This is a genomic window from Nonomuraea sp. NPDC059023, from assembly GCF_042740095.1.
Lineage (GTDB): Bacteria > Actinomycetota > Actinomycetes > Streptosporangiales > Streptosporangiaceae > Nonomuraea.
The window spans coordinates 334662-350775 of record NZ_JBHYIO010000005.1; the positions used below are offsets into that span (position 1 = coordinate 334662).

At 71.1% G+C, this 16114-nt stretch carries 16 protein-coding genes; 11 read left to right on the plus strand and 5 right to left on the minus strand.

Annotation, left to right across the window (positions count from 1 at the left end; translation table 11 throughout):
- Positions 1-23: 23 nt before the first annotated feature.
- Complete coding sequence (hflX, locus tag ACFWYW_RS11685; protein WP_379616553.1) at positions 24-1442, minus strand: GTPase HflX; 1419 nt, start codon at positions 1440-1442, stop codon at positions 24-26.
- Positions 1443-1517: 75 nt separating this feature from the next.
- On the minus strand, positions 1518-2207 hold the full coding sequence (locus ACFWYW_RS11690) for a DUF4097 domain-containing protein (RefSeq protein WP_379616551.1): 690 nt from the start codon (positions 2205-2207) through the stop codon (positions 1518-1520).
- A gap of 147 nt (positions 2208-2354) precedes the next feature.
- Between ACFWYW_RS11690 and aceB the strand changes: the two genes are divergently transcribed.
- The 5 genes from aceB (at position 2355) to ACFWYW_RS11715 (ending at position 8603) form a co-directional block, all read left to right on the plus strand.
- Positions 2355-3932 carry a malate synthase A gene (gene aceB / locus ACFWYW_RS11695; RefSeq protein ID WP_379616549.1) on the plus strand — a complete coding sequence of 526 codons (1578 nt, stop codon included), beginning with the start codon at positions 2355-2357 and terminating at the stop codon, positions 3930-3932.
- The gene (locus ACFWYW_RS11700) at positions 3929-5377 is read left to right on the plus strand and encodes an FAD-linked oxidase C-terminal domain-containing protein (RefSeq protein WP_379616547.1); all 1449 of its coding nucleotides are present in this window, start codon (positions 3929-3931) and stop codon (positions 5375-5377) included. Before aceB ends, ACFWYW_RS11700 begins: the two co-directional genes overlap by 4 nt.
- On the plus strand, positions 5377-6531 hold the full coding sequence (locus ACFWYW_RS11705) for an FAD-binding oxidoreductase (protein ID WP_379616545.1): 1155 nt from the start codon (positions 5377-5379) through the stop codon (positions 6529-6531). The genes ACFWYW_RS11700 and ACFWYW_RS11705 overlap by 1 nt, the downstream gene beginning before the upstream one ends.
- A gap of 1 nt (position 6532) precedes the next feature.
- Positions 6533-7756, plus strand: a complete 1224-nt coding sequence (locus ACFWYW_RS11710; protein WP_379616543.1) for a (Fe-S)-binding protein — start codon at positions 6533-6535, stop codon at positions 7754-7756.
- 109 nt (positions 7757-7865) lie between these two features.
- Positions 7866-8603 (plus strand): IclR family transcriptional regulator, encoded by a 738-nt coding sequence (locus tag ACFWYW_RS11715; RefSeq protein WP_379616739.1) that lies wholly within the window; start codon positions 7866-7868, stop codon positions 8601-8603.
- 347 nt (positions 8604-8950) lie between these two features.
- Here the strand turns inward: ACFWYW_RS11715 and ACFWYW_RS11720 are convergent, their stop codons facing one another.
- Entirely contained in the window at positions 8951-9721 is a 771-nt protein-coding gene (locus ACFWYW_RS11720; RefSeq protein ID WP_379616542.1) for a VOC family protein, read from the minus strand.
- On the opposite strand from ACFWYW_RS11720, the gene ACFWYW_RS11725 reads away from it, so the two are divergent.
- From ACFWYW_RS11725 to ACFWYW_RS11735, 3 genes are all read left to right on the plus strand, one after another.
- Positions 9720-10457, plus strand: coding sequence for an IclR family transcriptional regulator (locus ACFWYW_RS11725; protein WP_379616540.1), 738 nt, complete (start codon positions 9720-9722; stop codon positions 10455-10457). The two genes, ACFWYW_RS11720 and ACFWYW_RS11725, sit on opposite strands and share 2 nt — an antisense overlap.
- Before the next feature lie 3 nt (positions 10458-10460).
- Positions 10461-10673: a DUF2277 domain-containing protein gene (locus ACFWYW_RS11730; protein ID WP_379616538.1), complete on the plus strand. Its 213-nt coding sequence runs from the start codon at positions 10461-10463 to the stop codon at positions 10671-10673.
- Between the two features lie 72 nt (positions 10674-10745).
- Positions 10746-12659, plus strand: coding sequence for a hypothetical protein (locus ACFWYW_RS11735; protein ID WP_379616536.1), 1914 nt, complete (start codon positions 10746-10748; stop codon positions 12657-12659).
- Here the strand turns inward: ACFWYW_RS11735 and ACFWYW_RS11740 are convergent.
- The gene (locus tag ACFWYW_RS11740) at positions 12656-13096 is read right to left on the minus strand and encodes a hypothetical protein (protein WP_379616534.1); all 441 of its coding nucleotides are present in this window, start codon (positions 13094-13096) and stop codon (positions 12656-12658) included. The genes ACFWYW_RS11735 and ACFWYW_RS11740 overlap by 4 nt on opposite strands.
- 50 nt (positions 13097-13146) lie before the next feature.
- On the opposite strand from ACFWYW_RS11740, the gene ACFWYW_RS11745 reads away from it, so the two are divergent.
- The 3 genes from ACFWYW_RS11745 to ACFWYW_RS11755 are packed head-to-tail and all read left to right on the plus strand — an operon-like array spanning position 13147 to position 15408.
- Positions 13147-13827, plus strand: coding sequence for a response regulator transcription factor (locus ACFWYW_RS11745; protein ID WP_379616532.1), 681 nt, complete (start codon positions 13147-13149; stop codon positions 13825-13827).
- Positions 13824-15062: a sensor histidine kinase gene (locus ACFWYW_RS11750; protein ID WP_379616530.1), complete on the plus strand. Its 1239-nt coding sequence runs from the start codon at positions 13824-13826 to the stop codon at positions 15060-15062. The genes ACFWYW_RS11745 and ACFWYW_RS11750 overlap by 4 nt, the downstream gene beginning before the upstream one ends.
- Before the next feature lie 46 nt (positions 15063-15108).
- Positions 15109-15408, plus strand: coding sequence for a PepSY domain-containing protein (locus tag ACFWYW_RS11755; RefSeq protein ID WP_379616528.1), 300 nt, complete (start codon positions 15109-15111; stop codon positions 15406-15408).
- A gap of 3 nt (positions 15409-15411) precedes the next feature.
- Here ACFWYW_RS11755 and ACFWYW_RS11760 read toward each other — a convergent pair whose 3' ends face one another.
- The gene (locus ACFWYW_RS11760) at positions 15412-16083 is read right to left on the minus strand and encodes an HNH endonuclease family protein (protein ID WP_379616526.1); all 672 of its coding nucleotides are present in this window, start codon (positions 16081-16083) and stop codon (positions 15412-15414) included.
- Positions 16084-16114: the final 31 nt, after the last annotated feature.

Here is a 16114-nt window from a genome sequence, read left to right on the forward strand (position 1 = left end):
AGCCGTACAGATGAAAATGGAGATCAGACCCGTTCGACCGGCTTGGCGACCTTCTCCAGCTCGTGGAAGAGGCTCGACAGCACCCAGGCGTGCAGGATCGTGCCGTCCTCGACGTGCTCGACGGAGACGACCTCGCCCTCCTCGTGGGCCCGCGAGACCAGGTCTCCCCTGTCATAGGGGACCAGCAGGCGCACCTCGTGGTCCAGGCGGGGCAGCTGCCGTTCGATGAGCTCCATGAGCTCGGGCAGGCCCGCGCCGGTCCGCGCGGAGACGACGATGCTGTTGCGCTCGCGCCGCATGATGCGGTCGATCACTTCCTGGTCGGCGGCGTCGGCCTTGTTGATCACCACGACCTCGGCCACGTCGAGCGCGCCCTCGATGGTGGAGAAGACCTCGCGAACCGCCGCGATCTGCCCCTCGGGGTCGGGATGCGAGCCGTCCACCACATGGAGGATCAGGTCAGCGTCGGCGACCTCCTCCAGCGTGGACCGGAACGCCTCCACCAGCTGGTGCGGCAGGTGGCGCACGAACCCAACGGTGTCGGCGATCGTGAACAGCCGCCCGTCCGGCGTGCGCGACTTGCGCACGGTCGGGTCCAGGGTGGCGAACAGCGCGTCCTCGACCAGTACGCCCGCACCGGTGATGCGGTTGAGCAGCGAGGACTTGCCCGCGTTGGTGTAGCCGGCGATGGCCACGGCCGGCACCTCGCGGCGCTGGCGCTGGTGGCGCATGACCTCGCGTGAGGTGGACATGCCGGAGATCTGCTTGCGCAGCTTCGACATCCGCTCGCGGATGCGCCGCCGGTCGAGCTCGATCTTCGTCTCACCGGGTCCGCGACCGCCGACGCCGACGCCGTTGGAGGAACGGCCGCCGACCTGACGGGACAGGTTGCCGCCCCAGCCGCGCAGGCGCGGCATGAGGTACTGCAGCTGGGCGAGCTCGACCTGGGCCTTGCCCTCCCGGCTCTGCGCGTGCTGGGCGAAGATGTCGAGGATCAGCATCGTCCGGTCGACGACCTTCACCTTGACGACCTCTTCGAGCTCGCGCAGCTGGGCCGGGGTCAGCTCGCCGTCGCAGATCACCGTGTCCGCGCCGGTGGCGTCGACGATGTCGCGCAGCTCCAGCGCCTTGCCGGAGCCGATGTAGGTCGCCGGATCCGGCTTCTGCCGCCGCTGGATGAGGCCCTCGAGCACCTCGGATCCCGCGGTTTCGGCCAGAAGCTTGAGCTCCAGCAGGGAGTTTTCGGCATCGCTCGATGTACCAGAGGTCCAGACGCCCACGAGGACCACCCGCTCGAGACGGAGCTGGCGGTATTCGACCTCGGTGACGTCCTGGAGTTCGGTGGAAAGGCCCGCTACGCGGCGGAGCGCGTGGCGCTCTTCGAGGTCCATCTCGCCGGTCTCGATCTGGTCGAGCGTGGAGTATTTCTGCATTCGTGTCATCTCTATTAGGGAACGTCCGGACACCGTGGTGTCTTCCCCAGATGGTGGCACGACATCCCCACGGCCATCACCTGGTTATCCGGGTACGACGTTGATGTTCCCCGATCCGGCCTCGATGGTCACGCGGTTGGCGGCGTTCGGGTCGTTGGTGACCTCGACCTTGGAGTCTCCGGAGTCGGCGTTGGCTTTGACGTTGTAGGAGCCGCCGGGCAGGGTGAGCGTGACGTCGCCGGAACCGGCTTCGAGGGTGACGTCGGCGGGCGCGCTGGCGTACTTGAGGTCGATGCTGCCGGAACCCGCGTCGGCGAGGACCTTCTTGCCGCCGAGGGAGGAGGCTTCGATGTCGCCGGAACCGGCGGAGGCCTCGAGCTCTCCGGTGAGGTTGCGCAGCGTGATGGTGCCGGAGCCGGCGTCGGCCTTGACCTTCAGGCCCTTGGGCACTTCGATCTTGTAACTGACGCTGCAGGAGCCGAAGCCGCCCTTGCAGTCGTACGTGACGCGGAGCGTGTCGCCCTCGACCTTGTGCTCGGCCTGCGGCTTGTTGTTGCGCCACTGGAGGGTCTCCGTGACGCGGATGCCCGACCGTTCACTCTCGGTGATGACGATGTCGCCGGATCCCGAGTTGACATCCAGGAGCGCGACCTTGTCGTTGACGTCGTAGTTGACGACGCTCTCCTCGGTGGGCCCCCCAATGCTCGCCAGCCCGCAGCCGGTGAGGACGGCCGTGGAGGCCAGCAGGGCCCCCGCGAACACGATTGTTTTCATATCTCGAATCTTCCCGGCCTGGGCCCGGACCCGCATCCGGGATGCCCCCTAGCCGACCCCCGTCTTTGACCCTCGACCCCTCATGAAGTAGCTTCGCTTCCATAATCCAGAACAGGTTTTCCACGGCATGGAAAGGGGTTTCGGCCCATGGAGATCACCGGCCCGATGCTCGACCGGTTCGACGAGGTTCTTACCCCGGAGGCGCTCGACTTCGTGGCAGCGCTCCATCGGCGTTTCGACGCCCGCCGCCTGGAACTCCTGGAGGCCAGGCAGACGCGGCAGGCCGAGCTGTCGGCCGGCGGCACGCTCGACTTCCTGCCCGAGACGAAGGCGATCAGGGAGGGCGAGTGGCAGGTCTCCGCGCCCGCCCCCGGCCTTGAGGACCGCCGCGTCGAGATCACCGGCCCGGTCGACCAGAAGATGACCATCAACGCGCTCAACTCCGGCGCCAAGGTCTGGCTGGCCGACTTCGAGGACGCCAACGCGCCGCTGTGGGACAACTGCGTCGCCGGCCAGCTCAACCTGCGCAACGCCCTCGACCGCGCCATCGACTTCGAGACCGGCGGCAAGAGCTACTCGCTCAGGCCCGACGACGAGCTCGCCACGATCGTGGTCCGCCCGCGCGGCTGGCATCTCAACGAGAAGCACGCCCTGGTCGACGGCCAGGAGGTCGCCGCCTCGCTCTTCGACTTCGGCCTCTACTTCTTCCACTGCGCGCGGCGCCAGCTCGCCAAGGGCAAGGGCCCGTACTTCTACCTGCCGAAGATGGAGTCCCACCTTGAGGCGCGCCTGTGGAACGACGTCTTCGTCCAAGCCCAGGACACGCTCGGCATCCCCCAGGGCACGATCCGGGCGACCGTCCTGATCGAGACGTACCCGGCCGCGTTCGAGATGGAGGAGATCCTGTACGAGCTGCGCGAGCACTCGGCCGGTCTCAACGCGGGCCGCTGGGACTACCTCTTCAGCGTGATCAAGAAGTTCCGCACGCGTGGCCGCGAGTTCCTGCTGCCCGAGCGCAACGCGGTGACGATGACCGCCCCGTTCATGCGCGCGTACACCGAACTGCTGGTGCGCACCTGCCACAAGCGCGGCGCGCACGCGATCGGCGGCATGGCCGCGTTCATCCCGAGCCGCCGCGACCCCGAGGTCAACGCGGTCGCGCTGGAGAAGGTGCGCGCGGACAAGACCCGCGAGTCCGGCGACGGCTTCGACGGCTCGTGGGTGGCCCACCCCGACCTGGTGCCGATCTGCCGTGAGGTCTTCGACGGCGTGCTCGGCGAGCGACCCAACCAGCTCGACCGCACCCGCGAGGACGTGCGGGTCAGCGCCGAGGACCTGCTCAGCGTCTCGGCCACCCCCGGCGGCATCACCGAGACCGGGCTGCGCAACAACGTGGACGTCGCCCTGCGCTACCTGGCCGCCTGGATGGGCGGGCTCGGCGCGGTCGCGATCCACAACCTCATGGAGGACGCCGCCACCGCCGAGATCTCCCGTTCGCAGATCTGGCAGTGGATCCACAACGGCATCGCGCTGGCCGACACCGGCGAGACGGTCACGAAGGAGCTGGTCGAGCGGATCATCGCCGACGAACTCGCCAAGATCGCGAAGGAGCCCGGCTACGACGCCGAGCGCTACGCCCAGGCCGAGGCGCTCTTCAAGGAGGTCGCGCTCGACGATGATTTCGCGGAGTTCCTCACACTTCCGGCTTATGCTCGCATGCCATGACCCCTTTGGCGGAGTTCATCACGGCGCTGCACGGGGTGGCCTCGGGTGAGGGCGAGGTCATCACCGACCCGGTACGCCTGCGCACCTACGAGTGCGACGGCCTGACCTACCACCGGGCCACCCCCGGCGTCGTGGTGCTCGCCGAGTCCGCCGAGCAGATCGCCGCGATCGTCAAACTCTGCAACAGGTACGGCGTGCCGTTCGTCGCCCGGGGATCGGGCACGGGCCTGTCCGGCGGCGCGCTGCCCAGGACCGACGGCGTGCTCATCGTCACCTCGAAGATGCGGCGCATCCTGGAGATCGACCTGCCCAACCGGCGCGCGGTCGTCGAGCCGGGCGTCACCAACCTGGCGATCACCGAGGCGGTGCGCGAGCAGGGCTACTACTACGCCCCCGACCCCTCCAGCCAGCAGATCTGCTCCATCGGCGGCAACGTGGCCGAGAACTCCGGCGGCGCCCACTGCCTGAAGTACGGCTTCACCGTCAACCACGTCGAGGCCTGCGAGATCGTCACCCCCGACGGGGACATCGTGGTGCTTGATCGGATGGATCCGGGTTACGACCTGCTCGGGGCCTTCGTGGGCTCGGAGGGCACGCTGGGCATCGCCACCAAGGTGACGGTGCGGCTCAGCCGTACACCTGAGGCAGTGACGACGGTGCTGGCCGCCTTCGTGAGCATCGAGCAGGGCGGTCAGGCCGTGTCGGCGATCATCTCGGCGGGGATCGTCCCGGCGGCCATCGAGATGATGGACGCGCTGTCGATCGAGGCGGCCGAGGCGGCGGTGGCCTGCGCCTATCCCGAGGGGGCGGGCGCGGTGCTGATCGTGGAGCTGGACGGTCCCGCCGAGGCGGTCGAGCGGCAGTTCGCGCAGCTCACGGAGATCTGCGCGCAGGCGTTCGAGCTGCGGGTGGCGGCCGATCCGGCCGAGCGGGCGGCGATCTGGAAGGGGCGCAAGTCGGCGTTCGCCGCGGTGGGGCGGATCAGCCCGGCGTACATCGTGCAGGACGGTGTGGTGCCACGGACGAGCCTGCCCGCGGTGCTGGCGAGCATCGACCGGCTGTCCGCCGAATACGGGATCAAGGTGGCGAACGTCTTCCACGCCGGGGACGGGAACCTGCATCCGCTGGTGCTGTTCGACGACGCGGAGCCGGGGGCGGGCGAGCGCGCCGAGACGGTGTCGGGCAAGATCCTCGATCTGTGCATCGAGAACGGCGGATCGATCACGGGTGAGCACGGGGTCGGGGTGGACAAGTCCCGATATATGCCGAGGATGTTCTCCGACGACGACCTCGACACCATGCAACTCGTCCGCTGCGCCTTCGACCCGGGGAACCTGTCGAACCCCGGCAAGGTCTTCCCCACGCCGCGGCTCTGCGGCGAGGTGCCAGGCGTGCGGAAGGGCGTGCATCCCCTGGTCGAGTCGGGGAAGGCGGAGCAGTTCTGATGACGGAGAAGGCACTCGAGAAGAGCGGCGTCACCCTGCGCGAGGCCGGTCCGCTCGACGCCGTCGGCGACGTGACGCCCGCCTACGTCGCGCTGCCGGAGTCCGTGGAGGAGATCTCCGCGCTGCTGCGCGCCTGCGCCGAGGCCGACCTCGCCGCCGTGCCCGTCGGCGGCGGCACCAAGCTCGACTGGGGCGCGCCGCCCGAGCGCTGCGACGTGCTGATCGACACCTGCTGCATGAACCAGATCATCGAACACGCCGCCGGCGACCTCGTCGTCCGCGCGCAGGCCGGGGTGACGCTGGAGGCGCTCGCCGGCCGGCTCGCGGCGCAGGGCCAGGAGCTCGTCTACGACGGCCCCTTCCGCGACGAGGCCACCGTCGGCGGGCTGCTCGCCGCCGGGACCGCCGGCCCCCGCTCCTTCCGGTACGGCACGCCGCGCGACCTCCTGATCGGCATCACCGTCGTCCTGGCCGACGGCACGATCGCCAGGTCCGGCGGCAAGGTCGTCAAGAACGTCGCCGGCTACGACCTCGGCAAGCTCTTCACCGGCTCGTTCGGGACGCTCGGGGTGATCGCCGAGGCCACCTTCCGCCTGCATCCGCTGCCCGCCGAGCACGCGTGGGTCCAGGCGCGCGTGGCCCCGTCGCAGGTCCAGGAGGCCGCGGTACGGCTGGCCGCCGCGCAGGCCGAGCCCGCGGCGGTCGAACTCGACTGGCCGGACCCTTCCGGATCGGTAACGCTGGCCGCCCTGGTCGAAGGCGCCTCCGCCGCCCCGCGCGCACGGACGCTCCTGGAGGAGGTCACCTCCTCGATGCCCGGCTGGTGGGGTACGGCCGGCGAGGGCGAGTCGCTGGCCGAGGTGCGTTGCCTGCCCGATCGGGTCGGCGGCGTCCTGGACGTTTTGGCGGGCACGGGGCTGGCGCTGCGCGGGTCTCCCGTCTCCGGCCGGTTCTTTCTCTGGGGGGACGGGGCCGGGTTCGGGCCCGCCGTCGCCGGGCTGCGGGAGGCGGGGGCGCGGGTCGGCGTGCTGGCTTCGCCGTACCGGATGGACCGGTGGGGTGAGGTGTCCGCGCTGCCGCTGATGCGGCGGGTGAAGGAGCGGTTCGATCCCGGGCGCAGGATGTCCCCCGGCCGGTTCGTGGGAGGGATCTAGCATGGACCCGAAGCTGATCAAGGACTGCGTGCACTGCGGGTTCTGCCTGCCGACCTGCCCGACCTACGTGTTGTGGGGCGAGGAGATGGATTCTCCGCGCGGGCGGATCCACCTCATGAAGCAGCACACCGACGGCACACCGGTCACACCCGAGATGGCCGGGCATTTCGACGCGTGCCTCGGGTGCATGGCGTGTGTGACCGCGTGCCCGTCCGGGGTGAAGTACGACCGGCTGATCGAGCAGACGCGCGCCGAGGTCGAACGCGTGCACGTGCGCGACCCGCGCGAGCGTGCGGTGCGGGGGATCGTCTTCAGCCTGTTCCCCTATCCGCGGCGGTTGCGGCTGTTGCGTCCTGGTATCGGGCTGGCTGAGCGGATGGCGCCCTTCCTGGAGCGTGTGCACCCCAGCCTCGGCGCCATGGCCGCCCTCGCGCCCCGGGTCACCCGCCGCCAGCGCCTTCCGCGTCGTGTCCGTGCCCGCGGGCCGCGCCGGGCCGTCGTCGGCATGCTCACCGGGTGCGTACAGGGTGAGTTCTTCCCGCAGGTGAACGCGGCGACCGCGCGCGTGCTCGCGCTGGAGGGCTGCGAGGTCGTGATCCCGCCCGGCCAGGGCTGCTGCGGGGCCCTCAGCGTGCACTCCGGCCGCGAAGACCAGGCCCGCCGCTTCGCCAGACGCACCATCCGCACCTTCGAACGCGCCGGCGTCACCACCGTCGTCGTCAACGCCGCCGGCTGCGGCTCCTCCATGAAGGAGTACGGCGAGCTGCTCGCCGACCGGCCCGACTGGGCGGCCAGGGCCCGCGCCATCAGGACCGTCGACCTGGCCGAATGGCTCGCCGAACTGGGCCCCGCCGCCACCCGCCACCCCCTGCCCCTGACCATCGCCTACCACGACGCCTGCCACCTCGCCCACGCCCAGGGCATCCGGGCCGAGCCGCGCGCGCTCCTGTCGGCCATCCCCGGCCTGTCGGTGCGCGAGGTGCCGGACGCGGCGATCTGCTGCGGCTCGGCGGGCACGTACAACATCTTCCAGCCCGAAGCCGCCCGCGACCTGGGCGACCGCAAGGCCAAGTCGGTGGCGTCGACCGGGGCCGAGGTGCTGGTGTCGGCCAATCCGGGATGCACGATGCAGATCGCCTCGGCGATGACGCGGGCGGGCGGCTCGATCCGCGTCGCCCACACGGCCGAGGTCCTCGACGCGTCCCTACGCGGCGTACCCCTGTGAGCCCGCCATGCCTGCCGTACCGGGGCCGGGTTGGTCTGGAGGCGGGTGGAACGGGAGTAAGTTGCCCGGGGAGCCGGGTGGGGAGCGAGTCGGGGGTGAGCGGGTGAGCGTGCAGTCGGTCGATCGGGCGCTCGACGTGCTGGAGGCGCTGGCCGAGCACGGCGGCGAAGCCGGTCTGTCGGAGATCGCGGCCAGGACGGGCCTGCCGTACGGGACGATCCACCGCCTGCTGCAGACCCTGCTGTCACGCGGCTACGTGCGGCAGGAGTCCGACCGGCGCTACGCCCTCGGTGGCGGGCTGGTACGGCTGGGCGGCGTCGCCGAGCGGATGGTCGGGGTGTGGGCGCAGCCGTACCTGACGAGGATGGTCGAGCTGTCCGGTGAGACGGCGAACCTGGCCGTGCTGGAGGGCGACTTCATCGTCTACGTGGCGCAGGTGCCGTCGCCGCGGCGGCTGCGGATGTTCGCCGAGGTCGGGCGGCGGGTGCTGCCGCACAGCACGGCCGTCGGCAAGGTACTGCTCGCCGACCGGGCCACCGACGAGGCCCTCAGCCTGTTCGAGCGCACCGGCATGCCCCGCAAGACCGCCAACACCATCACCGACCCGCAGGCGATGCTCGCCGAACTGGACCGGGTCCGCGTCCGCGGCTACGCGATGGACCTGGGCGAGGAGGAGCTGGGCGTGCACTGCCTGGCGGTACCGGTACAGGACGGCAACCGCGTGGTGGCCGCCATGTCGGTATCCGGCCCGGCCGAACGCATCGACGCCCTGGACCGGGACGAGCTCGCCACCGGCATGCGCAAGATCGCCACCGCCTTCGGCGCAGAACTCAGCCCCACCCCCTGACCCCCGTCCCGGGACCCGCATCGGGGTAACACCCCGAACCCAACCGGACAGCCACCGCGACCCCGGCCACTCCACAAGCGCGCCAGACGAACAGCCACGTCACTCCGCGAACGCACCACACACGCGGGCGCGAGGACCCCGCATGCGTCACCGACAGATACGGGCGACCACCATCGACCTGACGCGCTGGCCGACCCCACACGCGTGCCGCCAACGGCGCGGGGCAGGTAGGGCACGAGGCAGCGCGAGGCGGCACGGCGCGGGGCCGGGGCAGAAGCGGGAACCCTGCGGGCGGCCGAAGGTGAGTGGCGCGTGCGTGCCGACCAAGCGGCCGGCCCGCAGGGCAGCTAGGTGGGTGGGGTTGTGGGTTGGGTGGGGGTGATGGCGGTGAAGGGGATGCCGGTGGGGTCGCCGATGATGGCCAGGCGGCCATGGGGGGAGGCCACGGGGCCATGGCCCACGGTGCCGCCCAGGTCTTCGACCAACGAGGCCACGGAGTCCACGTCCGCCACCGCGAAGTACGTCATCCAGTGCTCGGGGACGCCGGCCCACTCGGCGTCGTTCATCTCCAGGCGGCCCGCCACCGGCCGGCCGCCGGAGTGCCACAACGTGTAGTCGCCGGCCGCCGGATGCGGGTCGTAGGACAGGACAGCGGCGTAGAAGGCGTCGATCCGCTCGCCGTCCCGGGTGTTGAGGTCGAGCCAGTGCACGCCGCCGCCCGTGAACTCCCTCGGCTGCCACAGCACGAACGGGGTCCCGGCCGGGTCGGCGGCCCGGGCGTAGTGGCCGTGGCCGGGGACGTCGAAGGGTTCTTCCAGGAGGGTGCCGCCGGCGGCCGGGACCCTGGCCGCGGCCGCGGCGAGGTCGGGGGTGGTCAGGTAGACCTCCCACGCCTCTCCCGGGGCCTGCGTGATCTGGGCGACGGGGCGGGTGCCGTCCAGGCACACGGCCCAGGCGCCGCGCTCGTCGAAGGTCCAGCCGAACAGGCCGCCGTAGAAGCGCTTGGCCGCGGCGGCGTCGGGTGTCAGCAGTTGCACCCAGCAGGGTGTGCCTTCCGAGAACTCCATGAGCGAGAGCTTCCCACCCGGCACCGACAGAACCCAGTAGTGTTGCGTCATGAGCAACAGCTCGGTGCAGTCGGTGGATCGGGCGATCGCGATCCTGGAGATTCTCGCCAGCAAGGGCGCCACCCGGGTGACGGACCTGGCCGTGGAGCTGGACGTGCACAAGTCCACCGCGTTCCGCCTGCTCAACGCCCTCGAACAGGGCGGCCTGGTCGAGCAGAGCGGCGATCGCGGGCGCTACCGGCTCGGGTTCGGGGTGGTCAGGCTGGCCGGGGCGGCCACCGCGCAGCTCGACCTGTCCAAGGAGAGCCGGGAGGTCTGCCGCCGCCTGGCCGAGGACGTCGGCGAGACGGTCAACCTCGCGGTCCCCCAGGACGGCCACGCCGTCAACATCAGCCAGGTACGCGGCCCGTCGGCCATCAGCGGACACAACTGGGTGGGCCAGCGCACCCCCTCCCACGCCACCTCCAGCGGCAAGGTCCTGCTGGCCTTCGGCGCGCTGCCGCTCCCCCGCGACCTGGAGCGCTACACGCCCGCCACGATCGTCACGGTCGAGGGCCTCGCCCTGGCCGAGATCAGGGAGCGCGGCTGGGCGGGCACGGTCGAGGAGCTGGAGCTGGGCCTGAACGCGGTGGCGGCGCCGGTGCGCGGCTCGGACGGTTCGGTGGTGGCCGCGGTCAGCGCGTCGGGACCGTCGTACCGGCTGACGGCCGAGCGCCTGCCGGAGGTCGGCGCGATCCTGGCGGCGGGTGCCCGCGAGATCAGTCAGCGCATCGGCTATTACCGTTGAGGCATGTGTAGAAGCATCAAGACGCTGCGCCCGCCGTACACCGAAGACGTGACCGAGGAGGACGTGCGGGCCGCGGCGCTGCAGTTCGTGCGCAAGATCTCGGGATTTCGCGCGCCCGCCGCACACAACGCGGACGCCTTCGACCGCGCGGTGGAGTCGATCACCCAGGCCTCCGAGGAACTCCTCAGCTCCCTCCAGGTCCGCGGAGCTCGCTGAAACGGCCTGTTGACAGGCTCCCTCAGCGAGGGGAACGTCCCCGGTGTAACCCCCATCGGGAGGGAGCCCCCCATGATCAGCGGGCTGTACCAGGGCCAGAACGGCGACTCGCGGCTGGAGCTGAGGGTCGACGTCGACGGAGCACGACCCACCGGACGGGTCAGCGGCGATCTGTTCTCGGTGGCCGGGGCGACCACCTCGTACGTGGGCTCCTTCCGCGTCGACCAGCCGAACACCCAGGCCGAGGGCGACAGGACCCGGGTCTGGGGGTCCGGCCGGTTCACCTACAGCGTGCCGACCGGGAGCGTCAGCATCACGGTCACCGACGAGGGCGCGTCCGCGCACGTGGGCGGGGACGACTTCCAGCTCGCCTACGTCTCGCCGTACTTCCGCACCGTCCTTCTGGAGCAGGATTCGGTGGCCGGGACGGCGCCGTTCGTGTCGTACGACACGGGTTCGCTGCCGGGCCCGACCGGCTCGCCCGCGCGTGAGCTCAGCGTGCCCGCCGCCTACGCCGAGGCCGGGATCGAGCTGCGCGTCACCGAGCCGGGCACGGTGCCCACCGGCGGCGAGGGCGCCGACCTCGCCTGGGACGACGCCGAGCTGCATCACGCGATGACAACCCAGTTCAGCCGGTACGGCGACGCCGCCGCCTGGCGGGTCTGGCTGCTGGTGGCCAGCAAGCACGTGGGCGGCTACCGGGGCATCATGTTCGACTACAACGACGGCTTCCAGCGGCAGGGCGCGGCCGTCTTCTACGACGCCATCCAGGGCCAGAGCCCGCAGGCGCAACGCGCCCAGCTCCGCACGTACGTCCACGAGCTGGGCCACGCCTTCAACCTGCTGCACTCCTGGCAGAAGAACCTGGCAACCCCGCCCCAGCCGCTGGGCCCGAACGGCGGCTTCGGCGACCTGTCGTGGATGAACTACGTGCAGAACTACCGCCCAGGCGGCGAGCAGGGCTACTGGTCGGCCTTCCCGTTCCAGTTCACCGACGTGGAGCTGGTCCATCTGCGCCACGGCTTCTTCCGCGACGTCGCGATGGGCGCCAACGCGTTCGGCACCGGCGCCGCCGAGATCGACCCGTTCGAGCAGCCCGTCATGGACCAGTCGGGGCTGCGGCTGGAGCTGCGGGCCAAGGAGTCGTTCGGCTTCGGCGAGCCGGTCGTCGTGGAGCTGAAGCTGTGCGTCACGGGCGAGGCGCGGACCACGCACAGCCACCTGCACCCGGACACGGAGTTCACGCAGGTCTGCATCACGCAGCCCGGCGGCCGCACGGTCGTCTACCGCCCGATGATGCGCCACTGCGTGGACGCCTCGCCGGACATCCGCCTCGACGAGAACAACCCGGCCGTCTACCGCAGCGCGTACATCGGCCACGGCCGCGACGGCCACTACTTCCAGCAGCCGGGCGAGTACCAGGTGCGCGCCCAGTACATCGCGGGCGACGGCTCGCGCATCGTCTCCAACGTCTGCGCGGTCAGGGTCGGCTACCCGGTCTCCGTCGACGACCACCGGGTGGCCGAGCTGATGCTGGGCGAGGAGCAGGGCAAGCTGTTCTCACTGCTCGGCTCCGACTCTCCGGCGCTGCGCTCGGGCAACGACGCGCTGGACGAGGTGATCTCCCGGTACGGCTCGCACCCCCTGTCCGTCTACGCCCGGATGGTGAAGGGGCTCAACGCGGGGCGGGAGTTCAAGGACCTGACCCCGGCCAAGAACCTGCGCATCCGCCCGCCGGACACCAAGGAGAGCATCGAGCAGCTCGGCGTGGTCGTCAGGGACACCTCGATCGACAACATCACGCTCAACATGGTCATGCGGCGCCTGGCCCGCGCCGAGGCCCGCCAGGGCGACCTGGCCCAGGCCCACGCCGTCATGGACACGATGATCGCGACCTTCGAGGCCAGGAACCTGAACCCGGTCGTGATGCGCCAGATCCGCCGCCAGGCGGAACTGACCAAGGCGGCGCTGAGCGCGGAAGGCTAGATGACCGGCCGGCCGTTCTGGCAGCGGACCACGACCTCGACGTCCTCGCCTTCCTCCCGGTCGAACTCGACCTTCAGGGAGGAGGCGGGGCCGGGCTCGGGGTCGTCGACGGAGTAGCCCTGGGAGGGGCTCCAGTTGCGGAGGCTGACCTGCCCGGCCGAGCAGGTGGCGATGACGGTGCCGCCCCGCGTCTTGATCACCTTGCCCACGGGAGCACCGCCGCCGGTCGGCGCCGTGGACGGGGAGGCGCCGGGGTCCGTCGGAGAGCCGGTGGGGTTGGCCGACGGGAGGGTGGCGAGCGCGGAGCGGGCTTCCGCCTGCGTCATGACATTTCCGGACTGGCCGGTGAGGACGCCGCCCAGGAGCCCGAGCACCGCCACCGCCACCCCGGCAGCGGCCAGCGCGGTCACCGCCCATGCCAGCATCAGTCTCTTCACGGCCCCACACTCCCCCAACCAGGTCTAACGCCAGGTTAACGTGGAGTTATATGGCCTCCATCCTCCTCATCGAGGACGACGTGACCATCCGCACCGCCCTGACCAGGGGTTTGCGCGAGCTGGGTCACGCCGTCTCCTCCTCGTCCACCGCCCTCGACGGCCTGCGCCTGGCCGTGCAGGACCGCCCCGACCTGGTCGTGCTCGACCTCGGCCTGCCCGACCTCGACGGCCTGGAACTGCTGCGCATGCTGCGCTCGGTCAGCCAGGTGCCGGTGATCGTGGCCACGGCGCGCGACGGCGACGCCGAGATGGTCCCGGTCCTCGACGCGGGCGCCGACGACTACGTGGTCAAGCCGTTCAGCGCCGCCCAGCTCAACGCCCGGGTCAAGGCGGTGCTGCGCCGTACCGCGGAAGATCGCCCTGACGCGTCGGTGAAGGTCGGCGGGCTGAGCGTCGATCCGCGCTCGCGGGTGGCGGCGCTCGACGGGACACCGCTGGACCTGACGCCGCGGGAGTTCGACGTGCTGCACTACCTGGCCGCCCGCGCGGGCGAGGTGGTCTCGAAGCGCGAGCTGCTCACGGAGGTCTGGCAGCTCCCGTACGGCGGCGCCGACAAGACCGTCGACGTCCACCTGTCGTGGCTGCGCAGAAAGCTCGGCGAGACCGCCTCGGAACCCCGTTACCTCCACACCGTCCGGGGCGTCGGCGTCAAGCTGGTCGGGCCCGCGTGAGGCGCTGGCTGGGGCTGCTGGTGGCGGCCACGACGTCGGTGGTGCTGATCGCGCTGCTGGTGCCGATGGCGCTGCTGATCCGCTCGGTGGCCGAGAACGGCGCCATGGCGCGGGCCACCAGCGCGGCCGAGTCGGTGGTCGTGGCGGTGGGCACGCCGGACCTGGAGCTGGCGGTCGAGCGGGTGCCCGCGCCCGTGTCGGTGTTCCTGCCGGACGGGCGGGTCGTGGGCGCGCGGGCGCGGGAGTCGGACGCGGTCCGGCTGGCGCGCGCGGGGCGCAGCGTGACCGCGGAGGCGGCGGGCGGCAGGGAGGTCCTGGTCTCGGTCAGGTCCGCGCAGGGCCCGGTGGTGATCCGGGTGTTCGTGAGCGACGCGGAGCTGTTCGCGGGCGTGCGGGAGGCGTGGCTGGCGCTGTTGTTGCTCGGTCTCGCGCTGGTGGTGCTGGGGATCGTGCTGGCCGACCGGCTGGCGGTGCGGGTGACGCGGCCGGTGGACGAGCTGGCGCGGGTCTCCCACCGGCTGGCGGGAGGCGACCTGGAGGCGCGGGCGGAGCCGGGCGGGCCGCCCGAGGTGGAGTCGGTGGGCCTGGCGCTCAACCACCTGGCGGGCCGGATCGGCGACCTGCTCGCCAGTGAGCGCGAGTCGGTGGCGGACCTGTCGCACCGCCTGCGCACGCCGCTGACCGGTCTGCGCCTGGACGCCGAGTCGCTGCGCGACCCGGAGGAGGCGGCCCGCATCGGCGAGCGCGCCGACGCCCTGGAACGCGCGGTGAACGCCGTCATCACCGAGGCCCGCGGCCGCACGGGCGTCCGGCCGCCGCAGGCCTCGTGCGACGCGACGGCGGTGGTGGGCGATCGGGTGCGGTTCTGGGCGGTGCTGGCCGAGGATCAGGAGCGCGCTCTCACGGTCGAGCTGCCCGGCGCGCCGCTGGAAGTCGCGGTGGGCGCGGCCGAACTGGCGGCGTGCGTGGACGCGCTGCTGGGCAACGTCTTCGCCCACACCCCCGAGGGGGTCGCCTTCTCCGTACGGCTGGCGCAGCACGAGAAGGGCGCCGCCCTGACCGTCGCCGACGAGGGCCCCGGGTTCCCACCCGAACTGCAGGAACGCGGCTCGAGCGCGGGCGGCTCCACCGGGCTGGGCCTGGACATCGCCCGCCGTACGGCCGAGTCGTCGGGCGGCGCGATGACGGTGTCGAGGGCCGCGGTCGAGCTGATACTCGGGTTAACCCAGCCTTAGGGTTGCCACAGCGCGGCTTTACCGTTGATCGCGCTTTTCTTGACCCATGAACATCACCAAGAAGATCGTCATCGCCGGCGCCGGCGCCGTGGTCCTGCTCGCGGGCGGCGGCGTCGCCTACGCCTCGGTCAACGCGCCCGTCGCCCCGAAGGTCGGGGTCGAGCAGGCCATCGACATCGCCAAGAAGCAGGTCCCCGGCGCCTGGGTGCGCTCGGTCGACCACGACGACGACGGCACCTGGGACGTCGAGCTGATCAAGGGCGGCACCGAGCACGAGCTGGAGCTTGACTCGGCCAACGGCAAGGTGCTCAAGAACAGGACCGAGAAGGCCGACAACGACGACTGAGCCTCAGCACCCGTCGAGTACGCGCTCCATGGCCTCTTTCTCCGCGGCCGTCACCCAGAGCGCGTACTTGACCTTCACGTCGATCTGCCGCGCGATGTAGGCGCACCGGTAGCCCTTGCGCGGCGGCAGCCAGGTGGCCGCGTCGGAGTCGCTCTTCTGGCTGTTGAGCGGCCCGTCGACGGCCATGAGGTTGAGCGGGTCGTTGGCGAACTCCCTGCGCTTGCCGTCCGCCCACTGCTGGGCGCCCTTCTGCCAGGCGTCGGACAGCGGGATCACGTGGTCGATCTGCACGGCCATGCTGGTGTCGTTGCCGCGCTTGAACTTGATCGTCTTGCCGCTGTAGGGGTCGTCGAGCACGCCCGTGAGCACGATGCAGTCGTGGGTGCCCGCCTTGAACTTCTCCTCGCGCATGTCTCGCTTGAGGATGTCGTTGCGCGTGTCGCAGCCGTTGCGGTCGACATCGGCCCACGCGGGGCCGAACTTCTCGCGCTCGAAGCCGGTACGCGGCGCCCGCCCCTTGACCGAGAGCTTGTCCAGCTTCTTGCGTGCCTCGCCTGCCTTGACCGGAGTCGTGGACTTGTCGGTCCCCTGCTCCACCCCGGCCTGCAACCCTCCGCACCCGGCGGCCAGCGCCGCGACGACGGCCAGCCCGCCCGCGAGACGACGTACGCGCACCGCAACCTCCATGCCAAGAAATGGTCAAGCG

Bases quoted from the DNA above. Each gene is read 5' to 3' on its own strand.
- hflX (WP_379616553.1), bottom strand. From the start codon at position 1,442: ATGACACGAATGCAGAAATACTCCACGCTCGACCAGATCGAGACCGGC.
- ACFWYW_RS11710 (WP_379616543.1), top strand. From the start codon at position 6,533: ATGGACCCGAAGCTGATCAAGGACTGCGTGCACTGCGGGTTCTGCCTG.
- ACFWYW_RS11705 (WP_379616545.1), top strand. From the start codon at position 5,377: ATGACGGAGAAGGCACTCGAGAAGAGCGGCGTCACCCTGCGCGAGGCC.
- ACFWYW_RS11690 (WP_379616551.1), bottom strand. From the start codon at position 2,207: ATGAAAACAATCGTGTTCGCGGGGGCCCTGCTGGCCTCCACGGCCGTC.
- aceB (WP_379616549.1), top strand. From the start codon at position 2,355: ATGGAGATCACCGGCCCGATGCTCGACCGGTTCGACGAGGTTCTTACC.
- ACFWYW_RS11725 (WP_379616540.1), top strand. From the start codon at position 9,720: ATGAGCAACAGCTCGGTGCAGTCGGTGGATCGGGCGATCGCGATCCTG.
- ACFWYW_RS11755 (WP_379616528.1), top strand. From the start codon at position 15,109: ATGAACATCACCAAGAAGATCGTCATCGCCGGCGCCGGCGCCGTGGTC.
- ACFWYW_RS11745 (WP_379616532.1), top strand. From the start codon at position 13,147: ATGGCCTCCATCCTCCTCATCGAGGACGACGTGACCATCCGCACCGCC.
- ACFWYW_RS11735 (WP_379616536.1), top strand. From the start codon at position 10,746: ATGATCAGCGGGCTGTACCAGGGCCAGAACGGCGACTCGCGGCTGGAG.
- ACFWYW_RS11720 (WP_379616542.1), bottom strand. From the start codon at position 9,721: ATGACGCAACACTACTGGGTTCTGTCGGTGCCGGGTGGGAAGCTCTCG.
- ACFWYW_RS11730 (WP_379616538.1), top strand. From the start codon at position 10,461: ATGTGTAGAAGCATCAAGACGCTGCGCCCGCCGTACACCGAAGACGTG.
- ACFWYW_RS11700 (WP_379616547.1), top strand. From the start codon at position 3,929: ATGACCCCTTTGGCGGAGTTCATCACGGCGCTGCACGGGGTGGCCTCG.